This is a genomic window from Dickeya oryzae (assembly GCF_020406815.2).
Lineage (GTDB): Bacteria > Pseudomonadota > Gammaproteobacteria > Enterobacterales > Enterobacteriaceae > Dickeya > Dickeya oryzae.
In genome coordinates this window covers 1043994-1059285 of record NZ_CP162670.1, presented here as the reverse complement: position 1 = coordinate 1059285, position 15292 = coordinate 1043994, and the positions used below count along the sequence as shown (strand labels likewise).

Sequence of the window (15292 nt, the reverse complement as noted above, 5' to 3'; positions counted from 1 at the left end):
CCTTGCAGGAGTCCTTTTTCAGCCATGAGCGCCGCACTGATCCCAGACAGTAAACTCCCCTCTCTCGGTACCACCATTTTTACCCAGATGAGCGCCCTGGCGCAGCAACATCAGGCGATTAACCTGTCGCAAGGCTTCCCGGATTTTGACGGCCCCGACTACCTGAAACAGCGTCTGGCCTATCATGTCAGTCAGGGGGCGAACCAATACGCACCGATGACCGGCGTGGCGCCGTTGCGTCAGGCGATTGCGGAAAAAACCGCCGCGATCTACGGCTGGCAGCCGGACGCCGACAGTGAAGTGACCGTCACCGCTGGTGCCACTGAAGCGTTGTTTGCCGCCATCAGCGCGCTGGTGCGCCCGGGCGATGAAGTTATCTGCTTTGATCCCAGCTATGACAGCTACGCACCGGCGGTGCAGTTGGCAGGCGGGACGCTGAAGCGCATGGCGCTGCAACCACCGGCGTTTCGCATCGACTGGGCAGCGTTTGGCGACTTACTGAACGAGCGCACCCGGTTGGTGATCGTCAACACGCCGCATAATCCGTCCGCCACGGTCTGGCAGCAGGAGGACTTCCGCCAGCTCTGGCAGGCCATCGCCAGTCGCGCTATTTACGTGCTGAGCGATGAAGTGTACGAGCATATCTGCTTTGCCGCTGACGGCCACGCCAGTGTGCTGGCGCACCCGGAGCTGCGGCAGCGGGCTATCGCGGTGTCCTCGTTTGGTAAAACCTACCACATGACCGGCTGGAAGGTCGGCTATTGCGTTGCCCCGGCACCGATCAGCGCCGAATTGCGTAAAGTGCATCAGTACCTGACGTTTTCCGTCAACACGCCAGCGCAACTGGCGTTGGCCGATATGCTGCAACACCAACCGCAGCACTGGCGCGAACTGCCCGATTTTTACCGCGCCAAACGCGACCGGTTTGTTAACGCGCTGGCAGCCAGTCGGCTGGAGATTCTGCCCTGCGAAGGCACCTATTTCCTGCTGGCGGACTACCGTGCCATTTCCAGTCAGGATGACGTCAGTTTCTGTCGCTGGCTCACCGAGCATGTCGGCGTGGCGGCGATCCCGCTGTCCGTTTTCTGTGACGCCCCCTTCCCTCACACGCTGATTCGGTTATGCTTTGCCAAACAGGAATCAACCCTGGATGCTGCTGCGGAGCGTTTATGTCAACTTTAAAGATAACCCTGCTACAACAACCGCTGGTCTGGATGGATGGCCCCGCTAACCTCAGCCATTTTGACAGCCTGTTAGGCGACATTACCGACCGTGACCTGATTGTACTGCCGGAAATGTTCACCACCGGCTTTGCGATGGAAGCCGCTAAAAGCAGTCTGGAGCAAGCGGTGGTAGAAGACTGGCTGAAACAGTGGGCACAGCGCAGCAATGCACTGGTCGGCGGCAGCGTGGCGGTACAAACCGGCAAAGGCGCGGTTAACCGTTTTCTATTGGCTGACCCGCAGGGCCGGGTATACCAGTACGATAAACGCCATCTGTTCCGCATGGCGGGCGAGCATGAATATTACCAGTCTGGTCAGACGCGAGAAGTCGTGGAATGGCGCGGCTGGCGCATTCTGCCGCTGATCTGCTATGACCTACGCTTTCCAGTGTGGTCCCGCAATCGTCAGGATTACGACCTGGCGCTGTACGTCGCCAACTGGCCAGCCCCGCGCGCGCTGCACTGGAAAACCCTGCTGGCGGCCCGAGCAATTGAAAATCAGGCGTATGTCGCAGGTTGCAACCGCGTCGGCACCGACGGCAACGACCACAATTATCAGGGCGATAGCCTGATTATCGACGCACAAGGCGCGATTCTGGCCTCAGCGCCTGAACACCAACCCGCGCGTCTTGACGCCGAGCTGTCGCTGGAAGCGTTGCAAAGCTACCGTGAAGCCTTCCCTGCCTGGCTTGATGCCGATAAATTCAGTGTGTAACTCACTATCCCGCCCGACAGCCTTATGCGTAGGGCGGGATAGGTAAAACAGCCTCACTATCGTTGCAATCTCATTTCAACGTGACTACCCGCTACACCTTATTATTCATCACGTTATTCATAACGTTCCGTGTGTCGCATTCCCCGATCTGACGTCAGCCTGATAGCCTGCTGTGGATTGTCGGTAATGATATTGGTAAAACCACTCGTTAACTGTAAATCGAGCGATTCCCGTCGATCCACCGTTTCATTACCGAAATAACGGGTTTTGGTCAGATAATCCGACAGCCTGGCGCAACAGGTCGCATTGGAGCGCACATAATACGCACCATTACCCCGCGACAAATTATATTCCGGCACCGGCACGAATGCGCCGATGGCATGTTTATAACGTTTTGCCTGCGCCACAAAGCTGGAAGTCGGGTCAGGATAATCAGGGCTTTTGTTGCCAATTTCGACCCAGGGAATATCAGGATTGTCATATGCCACCTTTAGCCACTCCTCCACCCGGCAATGGTGTACTTCGACACTAATGTCACAATAAACATTGGTGAAATTCACTGCGATATCGTCAAGGTTGCCTGCATACACTGTCGGCACAAAATGAACGCCTGCCAGCGCCCCCCCAGATCGTGGCGGATAGCTGGAATATAAAGAAGAACTGGCTTTCAATACCACCTGATTTTCCATACCCAGGTCTTTGACTATTGAAGCACAACGCGAAACCGCCTCAGCTGTTTTTATATCAAGTACCACCAATAACTGTGGCGCTTTTACTTTTATATAGCGTAATGCTTCCAGTACGCTCAGGGGATGAAAACGAGTACCACTGAAATTCCGGTCACGCAGATAACTGTGTGCGAGTTGATTATCTGTCATGGTGCGAAAATCCGGGTCCCATCCTACCGGTGGGGTTCTATCCTGAAAGATATCAAAGAGAGGAAGATGGTAAATCATTCTCCCGGCATTCTGATCATGAAACAGCCACGGCGTCCCCTGAGACGACTGTTTTACATCCAGCTCAATGGCTTCAATATTATTATTCACCGTGGCATCAATCGAACATTGCGAATTTTCAGGGCAGCCATCAGAAACCACACCACGGTGCGCAATAACACCCACAGTGGTTTGTCCGTTGGCATAAGGATATTGAAAGGCTTCCAGAATATGTGCGGGGTTCCAGTTCTCGGCCGCCTGTACATGACCGGACAAAAATAACAGACTGGTGACGATAACAAAAAACACGGACTGAATAGAACGCATAGTGTATTTCCTCAAGAAGAAACCGTGTTAGCTCTCTTTAACCAAGCCATCCCATAATCTAAAAATAAAAATCGTTTATTTAAACAACTGACAAAAATCATGAACAGCACTCATAGCTGTTCACGCCAGCCAATCTTATTGGCCAACAGGCAACAGATTCATGTCACGAAAATAATAATCAAATGATCCTATTGAGGCAGATTTATTAAAAAAATAAAAATCAATAGCATTAGTCTTATAAAAGTAGAAAAGGAACACTTATTTAAAAACGGGGAAATAAAAAAAAGAATATCGATGAAATGAGATACGAATTAATGCATTTAGATACATAGCCCTCAAGCGATGGAATAGTCCCCAAGCGATGGAATAGTACCCGGACGATAAATTCGAAAAAGACGTGCAACCATACGAGCGACGAACAAAATGGTGTGATGTCAGACTGCATGATAACGAGTGAAACAAGGCGGGATGAACCCGCCCTACTGAATGCGCCCGCTGTAGCGCTCGTGGTTATTCCGGTACTACCGACTTCTCAGCGGTATCCCCATACCGTTTGTAGCAGCGCCTGCAACGCCTGCGCCACATCCTCGGTCAACACTGCCTCGTCAGGATGATGGCTGATACCGCCCTTGCAACGCATAAACAGCATACCCACCGGCCAACGTTCGGCGATGGCGATGGCATCATGTCCGGCACCGCTTGGCAGCAGCAGGTTCTCACCTTGTACCTGCATCACCGACGCCGACAACCGCTGTTGCAGCGTCTCATCGCAGCGGGTGGCAGCAATGCGGTAGTACTCTTGCGCATCAAAGGTACACCCGCGTTGCATGGCGATATCCTGCGCCAGTGTCAGCAGCCGTTGCAGTAGCGCATCCAGCGGCGTATCGTCCGGCCCGCGAATGTCCAGCGTCAGGCGTACCTCACCGGGAATCACATTGGCGGCACCGGGCAGGCACTGCAATGTACCAAAGGTCGCCACCAAATAAGGGTCGCTCTCGCGTGTCACCTGCTCTGCCTGCGTCATCCAGCTCGCCGCAGCGGCCAGGGCATCCTGGCGTTGCGACATCGGCACGGTTCCCGCATGACCGGCGTGACCGGTAAACGTGCAGTTCAGCCGCCGTGCACCGTTAATAGCCGTGACCACGCCCAGCGCCAGTCCAGCCTGTTCCAGACACGGACCTTGTTCGATATGCAATTCCAGATAGGCCAGAATGTCCGTCACCGGTCGTGCCGCCTGAGCGATAGCGTCCGGGCCCAGCCCAACCTGTGTCAGCGCCTGCGCCACGGTAACGCCGTTGGCATCCGGGCGTGACAGCCAGCCATCAGGCCAGGTGCCGGTTAACCCACGACTGCCCAGCAGCGTGACATCAAAACGGGTGCCTTCTTCGTCGCCAAAGCCTACCACCTCCAGCGCCACCGGCAGTCGAATACCGTGCTGATGCAGGAATGACACCGTTTCAATCGCCGCCAGCACCCCCAGCATACCGTCGTAACGCCCGGCGTTACGCACGGTGTCCAGGTGTGAACCCATCAGCAGCGCCGGTGCGCCCGGCGTACTGCCTTCATAGCGACCGCAGATGTTACCCACACTGTCCTGCCACACCTGCATCCCGGCGTCACGCATCCACTCGCCGGTTTGCTGGTTGGCCTGCATATGCTGCGCCGACAGATAAACGCGGGTGAGCTGGTCAGGGGTTTCACTGATGGCCGCCAGTTGATCGCAGCGCGTCATTACCCGTCGGGCGGCCGCCTGCGCATCAAAATCCGTCATCATGCCTTCCATCAGCACCTCGCTCATGTCGACGCCTGCGTGGCGTCGTACACATTCCAGGCCGCCTGCAACGCCGCCCCTTGCACAGAACGGAAACCAAGACGGTTCAATACCGCTTCCAGCGCGGTCAGCGTTTGCATCACACAGTCTTTGCGTGCGTTGTAGCCCATGGTGCCGATACGCCAGATTTTGCCCTGCAACGGCCCGAACGAGGTGCCGATTTCGATGGCGAAATCTTCCAGCAGCAGCTTACGCACCTGCTCACCGTGAATACCCGACGGAATAACCACGCCCAGTACGTTACTCATTTTGTTGGCGATGTCACCGTAGGGCTGTAACCCCATGCCTTCAATACCAGCCAGCAGCGCCTTACCGTGCAGTTGGTGACGGGCGATACAGGCATCCAACCCCTCTTCCAGAATAATGCGGGCGCATTCACGGGCGGCGAACAGCATGCTGGTAGCTTCCGTGTGGTGGTTCAACCGCTCCGGCCCCCAGTAATCCATGATCATGCCGAGGTCGAAATAGTTGGAATAAATCATCTCGTCGTCACCGTCCTGATGGTCGGTGGTACGGATCCCCTGCTCTACGCATTTACGCTGGCGGATCACCGCTTCCATACGTGAACTGAGCGTCACCGGCGAGCTGCCGGACGGGCCACCCAGGCATTTCTGCAACCCGGCAGAGACCGCATCCAGCCCCCAGGCATCGGTTTCCAACGGATTACCGCCGAACGAGGCGGTGGCATCGGAGTAAAACAGGACGTCATGACGACGGCAGATCTCCCCGAGTTCCGCCAGCGGTTGCAGCATCGTCGTGGAGGTATCGCCTTGTACGGTAAGCAGCAGGCGCGGTTTTACCCGCTTGATGGCGTCTTCTATCTGATCGGGCGTGAATACTTCACCCCACGGCACCTCGATGGTGTGAACATCGGCGCGGCAACGGCGGGCAATCTCGCACAGCAAGTGGCCGAAACGGCCAAACACCGGCACCAGCACCCGGTCACCGGGGCGGATCGCCGAGACCAGAATAGCCTCAATGCCCGCACGGGAGGTACCGTCTACCAGCATGGTCCAGCGGTTGTCGGTACGGAACAGTTGGCGGTACAGCGCCATCACCTGATTCATGTACCCGGTCATCGCCGGGTCATACTGCCCGACCAGTTGGCTGGCCATCGCGCGCAATACACGCGGGTCGGCATTGATCGGGCCAGGTCCCATGAGCAAACGATGGGGCGGATTGATCTGCGCAAACAGGTCGTTAGGCATGTGATGAACTCCTGATGTCCTTGGTAACATGAAAATCGTAATAGCCGATACCGCTCACGGCGCTATAGCCGTACCGAGGCGATAAACTGTTTCAGTTCGGCGGTCTGTGGGTTGGCAAACAGCGCATCGCCGCTCCCTTGTTCCCACACGGTGCCCTGATGCATAAACACCACCCGATCGCCCACTTCGCGGGCAAAATTCATCTCGTGGGTGACCAGAATCAGTGTCATGCCTTCAGCCGCCAGTTGCTCCAGCACCTTCAGCACTTCACCCACCAGTTCCGGGTCCAGTGCGGACGTAATTTCATCGCACAGCAGCACTTTCGGATTCATCGCCAGCGCACGGGCGATCGCCACACGCTGCTGTTGGCCGCCGGACAAATTCGACGGGTAGTAATCGATACGCTCACCCAGCCCGACCTTCTCCAGCATCTTCACCCCCAGTTCCCGGCACTCGGCGGCGCTTTTCCCCAGCACCAGCTTGGGTGCCAGCATCACGTTTTCCAACGCAGTCATATGCGGGAACAGGTTGAAGTTCTGGAAAATCATGCCGATAGAACGGCTGATCTCCCGCGCTTGCGAGTCGCGGTCGGTGACGGTCATTCCGCCCAGCTTGATACTGCCGTCCTGATAGCCTTCCAGCCCGTTGATACAACGCAGCAGGGTACTTTTGCCGGAACCGCTACGGCCGATGATGGAGATAACCTCGCCCGCATCAATATCCAGATCCACCCCTTTCAGCACGTGGTTCTGGCCGTAATATTTATGAACCTGATTAATGGTGATGAGCGGCATTGAATTTCTTCTCCAGATAACGGCTGTAGTACGACAACGGATAACACAGCAGGAAATACCCCAGCGCCACCAGCCCGAACACCTTAAACGGCTGATACGTGACGTTGTTGAGCATGGTGCCGGCTTTCGTCAGGTCAACAAAACCAATAATTGACGCCAGTGCGGTGCCTTTAATCACCTGTACCGAAAACCCCACCGTCGGTGCAATGGCGATACGCATCGCCTGAGGCGCGATCACCCGGGTCAACGTCTGTGTGAAGGTCAACCCCAGACAACGACAGGCTTCCCACTGCCCTTTCGGCAACGCCTGTACGCTGCCGTGCCAGATATCCAGCAAGAACGCGCTGGTAAACAGCGTCAGTGCCAGTGAAGCCGCCGTCCATGGGCTGACATCGATACCGAACAACCCCAGCCCGAAAAACGCCAGAAACAGTTGCATCAGCAGTGGTGTGCCCTGAAACACATCGGCGTACAGCCGGGTCAGACGCATCGGCCAGCGGCGTTTCGTCAGGCGCAGCAACAACAGTGGTAACGTCACCACCGCACCGCCAAAAAACGCCACCAGCGACAGCAACACCGTCCAGCGCCCGGCCAGCAGCAGGTTGCGCACAATATCCCAGTCAGTAAATGTCATCATCAGCGCGCTGTCCCCAGAAAACGTCGCCCGACCAGCAACAGCAGTTGACGCATCAGCATCGACAGCACCAGATAGCAGAGCGTGGTCACCAGATACACCTCAAAACTGAGGAACGTCCGTGACTGAATTAAGTTAGCGGCAAAGGTCAGTTCCTCGTACGACACCTGCGATACCACGGAGGAACCGAGCATCACGATGATGCACTGACTGACCAGCGCCGGATAAATCCGTTGCAGCGCGGGCGGCAAAATCACCCGCGTAAAGGTCTGGGTACGTGATAATCCCAGTACCCTCGCGGCTTCCCACTGGCCCTTCGGTGTCACCTGGATACCCGCACGAATAATCTCCGTGCTGTAAGCGCCCAGGTTCACCAGCATCGCCAGTAGGGCGGCCTGCCCGGCGGTGAGTTTGAGCCCCAACCCCGGCAGACCGAACACGATGAAAAACAGTTGCACCACAAATGGCGTGTTGCGGATCACTTCGACGTACAGGCCCCACAGGCGGCTGACGAAGGTTGGCTTACCGCTGCGTAATGCCGCACCGCAAATGCCGATGGCAATCCCGCCCAGTGTTGCCATCACCGTCAATTGCACGGTGACCCATAAACCGGCCAGTAACTCCGGCCAGTATGGCCACAGCGCCGCGAAATGAAGCTGATAAGTCATGGCGTATCCTTAGGCACCCAGATTGGCTGGCAGCGGCGCTTTCAGCCATTTTTCGGACAGGCCGTTAAGCGTGTTGTCCTTGAGCGCTTTTTCAATCAGTTCGTTGACTTTCGCCTTCAGCGCAGGCTCGTCCTTTTTCAGACCGATATAGCAGGGCGAGTCTTTCAACATGAATTTGGCGACAGGCGCTTTCTCCGGGTTCTTCTCGGCAATCGCCGCCACTACCAGGTTACCGGTAGCGATATACTGCACCTGACCGGACATATAAGCCGACAGCGTGGTGTTGTTGTCTTCGTAGCGCTTGATATCAGCGGTTTTAGGCGCGATATCGGTCAGCACCATGTCTTCCACCGCACCACGGGTTACCCCGACGGTTTTACCTTGCAAGGCGTCAGGCGCCGTGACCGTCGTGTCTTTCGGACCAAACACGCCCAGGAAGAACGGTGCGTAAGCGCTGCTAAAGTCGATCACTTTTTCACGTTCCGCATTTTTACCCAGGCTGGAAATCACCAGATCCACCTTGTCGGTTTGCAAATACGGCACGCGGTTGGCGCTGCTTACCGGCACCAGCTGCAACTTTAGTTTCATCTCGCTGGCCAGATAACGGGCCATGTCGATGTCGTAACCCTGCGGCTGCAAATCGGTACCGACCGAGCCAAACGGCGGGAAATCCTGCGGCACCGCGACACGCAATACGCCGCGCTTCTGGATATCCTGCAGTTGATCCGCCATCGCTTGTCCAGCCTGAACCATCAACAGCGCTGCACCGACTACTGCCAAAACACGTTTTCCGATCTTCATTGCTGTGCCCCCGGTTAAGTTAATTTGAAACCAAAGATTCTTCAATAAAAATATTGAAACCTTTGTTGCAGATTAAAAAGCAAAATGCATGCCAGATAATCAACCGGCATGACACGGCGATATGAAGAGAGCAGTACAGGCAGACTCAGGGAATAACGGCAAGTTTCATCGTCAGGAAACGCGCCCGGCTTTCAACCTGAAGCGCACAATGACAGGGCATTAAAACGGGAATTAATTGCACCAAAACAGAACATTTGCACCAGTGAAGCGCGCAACTACCGCTGTTCCAGCTCGTCCAGTTGCAGGTAAAGATCGGCAATATCGTGGATACGTTGACGCCCTTCCGCCAGCATATGGTGCAGCAACGCGTTGCTGATGAGGTTAACCAGGCTCATGGCCCCAGCATAGCTGTCAAACGCCGACACGCTATCCAGCGGTGCGCTCAACACCCAGGAAGCCAACGGCGGCAACGCATGGACTTGCGGCTCACACAGCAGCAACACCGGAATCTGTCGGGTATGCAATTGTTGCAGCAAAGGCTGAATCAGGCGTGGACGGCGACGGAACGCCACCACAATCACCACATCCTGCTCGTCGAGATCCGCCAGTTCCTCCGCCAGCGTCTGGCCGGGCTGCGCCAGTAACGGTACCTGCGGACGGATTTGCAGCAGTTGCTGACGCAGGTGTAACGCCACCGGGTAGCTGTTGCGTAGCCCAAGAATGCAGACGCGCCGGGCCTGCTGCAACGCGCCGATCACTGCACCGAACTGCTGCGGGTCTATCTGGTTGACCCATTGCGTCAGGTTAGCCATCTCCTGCTTGTAATGGCGCGCCAGCAGCGTATTGCCCTGCACCGCGTCACGGTTATCGGTCAACGGCATCCCGCTCTGGCGCAAGGTGCGCAGTTCATCGCGCATCTCGCGGTAACTGGGGTAGCCGAGGCGGCGGAACAGGCGGCTGACCGTCGCTTTGGAAACGCCACTCAGCCGCGCCAGTTCAGCGCTGTTATAGCTGATGAGGTCATCCAGGTGGTCAAAGATAAACTCCGCCACACGCTGCTCTTGCGGCGACAGTTCGCTGTACTGGCTGCGCAACCGTTCATCAATCTGCTTCATGCCTGCCCTTGTCATTATCTAACATCTAAACGCTATAAGTTTGAGCGCGTCGGGTTTGAGCACATTAAGTTTGAGCGCGGTAAGTTTGAGCGCTGTAACTTTTGTTTCATCTTTTCGACGCTATGATGAACATAGCATACAACCGTCGGTCGGCAGCAAGCAGAAAAGATGGAACGGCTTTTGCTTAGCATCGACCACCCTACTGTCCACCAAGAGTCTTACCCTCATGATGCAAAGTAATATCGCCCCGTCGGGCATGGCGGTCACACCGCATCATCTTGCCAGCGCCAGCGCACAACGTGTGTTACGCGCCGGAGGTAATGCCATCGAAGCGATGGTCGCCGCGGCGGCGGCTATTGCCGTGGTGTATCCCCATATGAACAGCTTAGGCGGCGATGGTTTCTGGCTGATAGTGCCACCGCAAGGCCAGCCTATCGCCATTGACGCCAGTGGTGCCGCCGGTTCGCTGGCGACCCGCGCACGCTACGCCGGTGAAAGCCGCATTCCGCACCGTGGTCCCAACGCCGCGCTGACCGTCGCCGGGACGGTAGGCGGCTGGCAGGAAGCACTGAATTACGCGGCAGAACTGGATCTGGGTGCTCCCCTGCCACTGACACAGTTACTGGACGATGCCATACACTATGCGCGCCACGGTATCCCGGTTACCCAGTCACAGGAAGATGCTCTCACCAGTCGCCAGCACGAACTGCGCGATTTCTCCGAATTCTGCCGGGTCTTTATGCCACAGGGTGCGATCCCCCGTACCGGCAGCCGTTTCACCCAGCCGGATCTGGCCGATACGCTGCAACAACTGGCACAAGATGGGCTGGACAGCTTTTATCGTGGTGCGCTGGCCGCACGCATGACAAAACAGATGGCCGCGCTGGGCATGCCGGTCACGCAGGAAGATCTGGCGAATTACCGTGCCCGCCGTACCGTGCCATTGGTGTTGAAACACAGCCACGGCGAGGTCTTCAACCTCGCACCGCCAACACAAGGGTTGGTCTCGCTGGCGATTCTCGGCATTACCGACAGGCTGGGGATGGCCGATCTCAGCGACAGCCAGACCATTCACCGGGTGGTGGAAGCCACCAAACTGGCGTTTGGGCTACGCGATACCTACATCACCGATCCGACACTGATCACCCAGGATATTCAGGCATTGCTGTCCGATAGCCACCTGAAAGCGCTTGCGGAAACCGTCAACACCCGCGCCGCCGCGCCCTGGGGCGAAGGCAAAGGGCCGGGCGATACCGTCTGGATGGGCGTGTGCGATCGCCACGGAGTATCGGTCTCGTTCATTCAGAGCGTTTATCACGAATTCGGCAGCGGCATGGTGCTGCCGGGTACTGGCGTGTTGTGGCAAAACCGTGGGGCATCTTTCAGCCTGGACCCGAACCACTTACTGGCGCTGGAACCGGGTAAACAACCCTTTCACACACTGAACCCGGCGGCGGCGCGCCTGTCTGACGGGCGCACGATGGTTTATGGTTCGATGGGCGGTGACGGCCAGCCGCAGACACAAGCCGCGTTGTTTATTCGTCATGTGATGCAAGGAGTGCCGTTGCAACAGGCGATTACGGCACCGCGCTGGTTGCTGGGGCGCACCTGGGGGCAGTCGACCGATACGCTCAAGCTGGAGGATCGGTTCATGCCCGCTACCATTGATGCGCTGCGTACCCTCGGTCACGATGTGGAACTGCTTACCGGATTTAGCGAAACCGTCGGTCACGCCGGTGCGATTGTCCGCCACGTCAACGGCATGCTGGAAGGTGCCAGCGACCCGCGCAGCAACGGCAGCGCAGCCGGTTATTAATCTTTCAACCCGATGAAGGTGCTGATTATGAAAAACAGGGATATCGATCAGGACACGCTGGCCGCGTACCTGCAACAAATGGAAACCCTGATGGGGCTGGAGCTGGACGAGACTCGCCGTCAGGAATTGCACGTCCAGTTCAGCCGCATCGCCGCCATGGCGCAACCGCTGATGGCGTTTACGTTGGATGAGCGTCAGGAAGTGGCGGGAGTCTATCAGCCATGAATCCTGCTCAACTGTCTATTCGCACATTGCAGGCTGAACTGGTGGCAGGCCACCTGTCCGCCACCGACATTGCCCGCGACACGCTGGCGCGCATCGAGCAACATAACCCGGCTGTCAACGCGTACACCGCCGTCACAGCACAGCGTATGCTGACAGAAGCCAACGGTGTGGACCTGAAACGCCGCTTAGGCGAGCCGCTGCCTGCACTGGCCGGGGTGCCCTATGCGGTGAAGAATCTGTTTGATGTCGCCGGTGAAACCACCCTGGCCGGGGCCAGATTATTTAGCCAGCGTGCTCCTGCCACTCAGGATGCGTTCGCGGTGCGCCAGCTACAGGCACAAGGCGCGCTGCTGTCCGGCCTGCTGAATATGGATGCCTACGCTTACGGCTTTACCACCGAAAACACGCACTATGGGGCGACCTGCAACCCGCACGACCTGACCCGTATCGCGGGGGGATCATCCGGTGGTTCCGCCGCCGCAGTCGCCGCCGGTCTGGTGAATTTTTCTCTGGGTAGTGATACCAACGGTTCGATCCGGGTTCCGGCCTCGTTGTGCGGTATTTTCGGGCTGAAGCCGACATTCGGACGGTTATCACGTCAGGGAACGCAGCCGTTTGTCGGCAGCCTCGATCACATCGGTCCGCTGGCACGCAGCGTAGACGATCTGGCGCTGGTCTATGACGTGCTGCAAGGCCGCGATCCGGCTGATCGTTTTCAGGCAGATCAACCGCTGCGATCCACAGTGCCGTCATTGTCTGACACCGCCCCGCTACGCAGTCGGGTATTGGGGGGCTACTTCGCGCAATGGTGCGATGAGCAGGCCGCCGCCGCTGTGCGACAAGTCGCAGACGCCTTGAACGCCGACAGCGATGTGACACTGGATAACGCCGCGCTGGCGCGTACTGCGGCATTTATTCTTTCCGCCAGCGAAGGCGGTAATCAATACCTGCCAGCGCTGCAGGCCACACCGGAGCAATTTGAGCCACTTTCCCGTGAACGGCTGTTGGCTGGCGCGATGATCCCGGCGGCCTGGTATGTACAGGCTCAGCGCTTTCGCGATCATTTCCGCCGTGAAGTGCTGGCGTTATTCAACGACACCGATCTGCTGATTGCGCCAGCGACCCCGTGCCCGGCCACCCCGATCGGTCAGGAAACCATGCGCATCAATCACACCGATTTACCGATCCGCGCCAGCATGGGCATGTTAACCCAGCCTATTTCGTTCGTCGGCCTGCCGGTCGTCACCGTGCCGCTAGCAACCGCCAGCGGGCTGCCGATCGGTGTGCAGTTGATCGCCGCCCCCTGGCGGGAAGACGTGGCGCTACGCGCCGCCTGGCATCTTGAACAACAGGGCATCGCACAGGCGCTGCCACCGATGACGTTTTACCCACAAGGACTTTCCGCATGACATCCGAGAACACACCGTCTGACATTAATATTCCCGAGGTACTGGCTGAGGTCACCGACGCCTTTTACCGTTACGAAAAGGCACTGACCGGCAACGATGTTGACGTGCTGGACCAGTTGTTCTGGCACGATGAGCGCACAGTGCGTTACGGCGCGTCTGAAAATCTGTACGGCATCGAGCAGATCCGCGAATTTCGAGCAGCGCGCCCCTCCGCCGGGTTGGACAGGCAGTTGCAAAACACTGTGATCACCACCTACGGCCGTGATACGGCGGTCGCCAGTACCGAATTTCGTCGTGAAGGCAGCGAGAAAATCGGCCGTCAGATGCAAACCTGGCGGCGTACCAACCAAGGCTGGCGCATCGTAGCAGCCCATGTGAGCCTGATGGTGTAACCCCTGCGCATCCGTGTCGGATAGCGACGGTAGCGGTTACCGGCTATCCGACTTCCCTGCAGAGGTGGGAGCCGAAACACAGCCCCCAGCAAGCCCAGTCGTGACACAGCCAGGCGCTATCACAGACAAAAAACCAGGCAATGAAACCTACAGGTCACATTGCCTGGCTCATACGGGTAACGCCGCCGGTACGATGAATGCCTTATCGCATCAGCCCTGATAAGGGTGGACCCGATACCAATGCTCGGCGATATCCTGACGGCGACAGACCCATACCCGCTCATGCTGTTGGATATAATCGAGGAAGCGTTGTAACGCCCGGAAGCGTCCCGGTCGCCCCAGCAAACGACAGTGCATACCAATCGACAGCATTTTTGGCGCGTCATCCCCTTCGGCATACAGCACGTCAAAACTGTCCTTCAGGTAATTGAAAAACTGCTCGCCACTGTTAAAACCCTGTGGTGAGGCAAAGCGCATGTCGTTAGCATCCAGCGTGTAGGGAACAATCAGATGCGGTTTCACCTCGCCGTCGACACGCCGCACTGGCAACCAAAACGGCAGGTCATCACCATAATAGTCGCTGTCGTACAGGAAGCCGCCCTGCTCCAGCACCAGCTGTCGGGTGTGGGGGCTGTCGCGGCCGGTATACCAGCCTAACGGCGGCTGACCGAATAAATCGGTGTGCACGGCGATGGCCTGTTGTAAATGCGCCCGTTCGGTATCGATATCCATATTCTGGTAGTGGATCCAGCGCCAGCCGTGGCTGACCACGTCGTAGTCCGCCGCTTTGATAGCCTCGACCACCGCCGGGTTTCGCGCCAGCGCCATCGCCACGCCAAACACCGTCATCGGCAAGCCACGGCGTTGAAACTCCTGATAAATACGCCAGAAACCGGTACGAGAACCGTATTCATAGAGCGAATCCATCGACATATGCCGCGCCGGGTAACTGGCTGCCCCGATAATATCGGACAGAAATTGCTCGGAACCGGCATCACCGTGCAGCACGTGATTTTCGGACCCTTCTTCATAATTCAGAACAAATTGCACTGCGATACGTGCCTGCCCGGGCCAGCGGGCATGCGGCGGTTTTCCGGCATAACCAATCAAATCGCGCGGGTAGTCCGGGTCTGTACCCCAGAGCTGAGAAAGTGTCATGGTCTCTTTCCTTATAAGGATGACGGCAACGGCGCGCTCATT

Annotated in this window: 15 protein-coding genes; 6 read left to right on the top strand and 9 right to left on the bottom strand. The window is 57.2% G+C overall.

The genetic code is table 11. The features are described 5' to 3' along the window. Positions 1-24: 24 nt before the first annotated feature. Together LF929_RS04470 and LF929_RS04465 are read left to right on the top strand one after the other, a co-directional pair. Entirely contained in the window at positions 25-1182 is a 1158-nt protein-coding gene (locus LF929_RS04470; RefSeq protein WP_226093599.1) for a pyridoxal phosphate-dependent aminotransferase, read from the top strand. Further along, on the top strand, positions 1170-1937 hold the full coding sequence (locus LF929_RS04465) for an amidohydrolase (protein WP_210177461.1): 768 nt from the start codon (positions 1170-1172) through the stop codon (positions 1935-1937). The genes LF929_RS04470 and LF929_RS04465 overlap by 13 nt, the downstream gene beginning before the upstream one ends. A 113-nt stretch (positions 1938-2050) precedes the next feature. On the opposite strand, the gene LF929_RS04460 is transcribed toward LF929_RS04465, so the two are convergent. The 8 genes from LF929_RS04460 to LF929_RS04425 form a co-directional block, all read right to left on the bottom strand. Further along, on the bottom strand, positions 2051-3199 hold the full coding sequence (locus LF929_RS04460) for a glycerophosphodiester phosphodiesterase family protein (RefSeq protein ID WP_226093600.1): 1149 nt from the start codon (positions 3197-3199) through the stop codon (positions 2051-2053). A gap of 532 nt (positions 3200-3731) precedes the next feature. Further along, the gene (hpxK, locus tag LF929_RS04455) at positions 3732-4997 is read right to left on the bottom strand and encodes an allantoate amidohydrolase (protein WP_226093601.1); all 1266 of its coding nucleotides are present in this window, start codon (positions 4995-4997) and stop codon (positions 3732-3734) included. Further along, on the bottom strand, positions 4994-6238 hold the full coding sequence (locus LF929_RS04450) for an alanine--glyoxylate aminotransferase family protein (protein WP_038905404.1): 1245 nt from the start codon (positions 6236-6238) through the stop codon (positions 4994-4996). The genes hpxK and LF929_RS04450 overlap by 4 nt, the downstream gene beginning before the upstream one ends. Positions 6239-6300: 62 nt before the next feature. Beyond that, a complete protein-coding gene (locus tag LF929_RS04445) occupies positions 6301-7032 on the bottom strand; it encodes an amino acid ABC transporter ATP-binding protein (protein WP_016941697.1) in 732 nt (243 codons plus the stop codon). Further along, positions 7013-7666, bottom strand: coding sequence for an amino acid ABC transporter permease (locus LF929_RS04440; RefSeq protein WP_306763233.1), 654 nt, complete (start codon positions 7664-7666; stop codon positions 7013-7015). Before LF929_RS04440 ends, LF929_RS04445 begins: the two co-directional genes overlap by 20 nt. 2 nt (positions 7667-7668) lie before the next feature. Then, a complete protein-coding gene (locus LF929_RS04435) occupies positions 7669-8334 on the bottom strand; it encodes an amino acid ABC transporter permease (RefSeq protein ID WP_168366313.1) in 666 nt (221 codons plus the stop codon). Between the two features lie 9 nt (positions 8335-8343). Next, positions 8344-9135, bottom strand: coding sequence for a transporter substrate-binding domain-containing protein (locus LF929_RS04430; RefSeq protein ID WP_019845236.1), 792 nt, complete (start codon positions 9133-9135; stop codon positions 8344-8346). A 275-nt stretch (positions 9136-9410) separates the two neighbouring features. Then, complete coding sequence (locus LF929_RS04425; RefSeq protein ID WP_038905406.1) at positions 9411-10250, bottom strand: MurR/RpiR family transcriptional regulator; 840 nt, start codon at positions 10248-10250, stop codon at positions 9411-9413. A 226-nt stretch (positions 10251-10476) separates the two neighbouring features. Here LF929_RS04425 and LF929_RS04420 point away from each other — a divergent pair, with 226 nt between their 5' ends. Genes LF929_RS04420 through hpxZ form a run of 4 tightly spaced genes read left to right on the top strand, consistent with a single transcriptional unit; the run spans position 10477 to position 14092 of the window. Next, positions 10477-12066: a gamma-glutamyltransferase family protein gene (locus LF929_RS04420; RefSeq protein ID WP_226093602.1), complete on the top strand. Its 1590-nt coding sequence runs from the start codon at positions 10477-10479 to the stop codon at positions 12064-12066. 27 nt (positions 12067-12093) lie between these two features. Then, positions 12094-12291 carry an oxalurate catabolism protein HpxX gene (hpxX, locus tag LF929_RS04415; RefSeq protein ID WP_210177455.1) on the top strand — a complete coding sequence of 66 codons (198 nt, stop codon included), beginning with the start codon at positions 12094-12096 and terminating at the stop codon, positions 12289-12291. After that, the gene (locus LF929_RS04410; RefSeq protein WP_210177454.1) at positions 12288-13700 is read left to right on the top strand and encodes an AtzE family amidohydrolase; all 1413 of its coding nucleotides are present in this window, start codon (positions 12288-12290) and stop codon (positions 13698-13700) included. The genes hpxX and LF929_RS04410 overlap by 4 nt, the downstream gene beginning before the upstream one ends. Then, positions 13697-14092 (top strand): oxalurate catabolism protein HpxZ, encoded by a 396-nt coding sequence (gene hpxZ / locus LF929_RS04405; protein WP_226093603.1) that lies wholly within the window; start codon positions 13697-13699, stop codon positions 14090-14092. The genes LF929_RS04410 and hpxZ overlap by 4 nt, the downstream gene beginning before the upstream one ends. Before the next feature lie 210 nt (positions 14093-14302). On the opposite strand, the gene puuE is transcribed toward hpxZ, so the two are convergent. Then, the gene (puuE, locus tag LF929_RS04400) at positions 14303-15250 is read right to left on the bottom strand and encodes an allantoinase PuuE (RefSeq protein WP_226093604.1); all 948 of its coding nucleotides are present in this window, start codon (positions 15248-15250) and stop codon (positions 14303-14305) included. Between the last annotated feature and the right edge of the window lie 42 nt (positions 15251-15292).

Bases quoted from the DNA above. Each gene is read 5' to 3' on its own strand.
- puuE (WP_226093604.1), bottom strand. From the start codon at position 15,250: ATGACACTTTCTCAGCTCTGGGGTACAGACCCGGACTACCCGCGCGAT.
- LF929_RS04465 (WP_210177461.1), top strand. From the start codon at position 1,170: ATGTCAACTTTAAAGATAACCCTGCTACAACAACCGCTGGTCTGGATG.
- hpxX (WP_210177455.1), top strand. From the start codon at position 12,094: ATGAAAAACAGGGATATCGATCAGGACACGCTGGCCGCGTACCTGCAA.
- LF929_RS04445 (WP_016941697.1), bottom strand. From the start codon at position 7,032: ATGCCGCTCATCACCATTAATCAGGTTCATAAATATTACGGCCAGAAC.
- LF929_RS04410 (WP_210177454.1), top strand. From the start codon at position 12,288: ATGAATCCTGCTCAACTGTCTATTCGCACATTGCAGGCTGAACTGGTG.
- LF929_RS04420 (WP_226093602.1), top strand. From the start codon at position 10,477: ATGATGCAAAGTAATATCGCCCCGTCGGGCATGGCGGTCACACCGCAT.
- LF929_RS04435 (WP_168366313.1), bottom strand. From the start codon at position 8,334: ATGACTTATCAGCTTCATTTCGCGGCGCTGTGGCCATACTGGCCGGAG.
- LF929_RS04450 (WP_038905404.1), bottom strand. From the start codon at position 6,238: ATGCCTAACGACCTGTTTGCGCAGATCAATCCGCCCCATCGTTTGCTC.
- LF929_RS04470 (WP_226093599.1), top strand. From the start codon at position 25: ATGAGCGCCGCACTGATCCCAGACAGTAAACTCCCCTCTCTCGGTACC.
- LF929_RS04440 (WP_306763233.1), bottom strand. From the start codon at position 7,666: ATGACATTTACTGACTGGGATATTGTGCGCAACCTGCTGCTGGCCGGG.
- hpxZ (WP_226093603.1), top strand. From the start codon at position 13,697: ATGACATCCGAGAACACACCGTCTGACATTAATATTCCCGAGGTACTG.
- LF929_RS04430 (WP_019845236.1), bottom strand. From the start codon at position 9,135: ATGAAGATCGGAAAACGTGTTTTGGCAGTAGTCGGTGCAGCGCTGTTG.
- LF929_RS04425 (WP_038905406.1), bottom strand. From the start codon at position 10,250: ATGAAGCAGATTGATGAACGGTTGCGCAGCCAGTACAGCGAACTGTCG.
- hpxK (WP_226093601.1), bottom strand. From the start codon at position 4,997: ATGAGCGAGGTGCTGATGGAAGGCATGATGACGGATTTTGATGCGCAG.
- LF929_RS04460 (WP_226093600.1), bottom strand. From the start codon at position 3,199: ATGCGTTCTATTCAGTCCGTGTTTTTTGTTATCGTCACCAGTCTGTTA.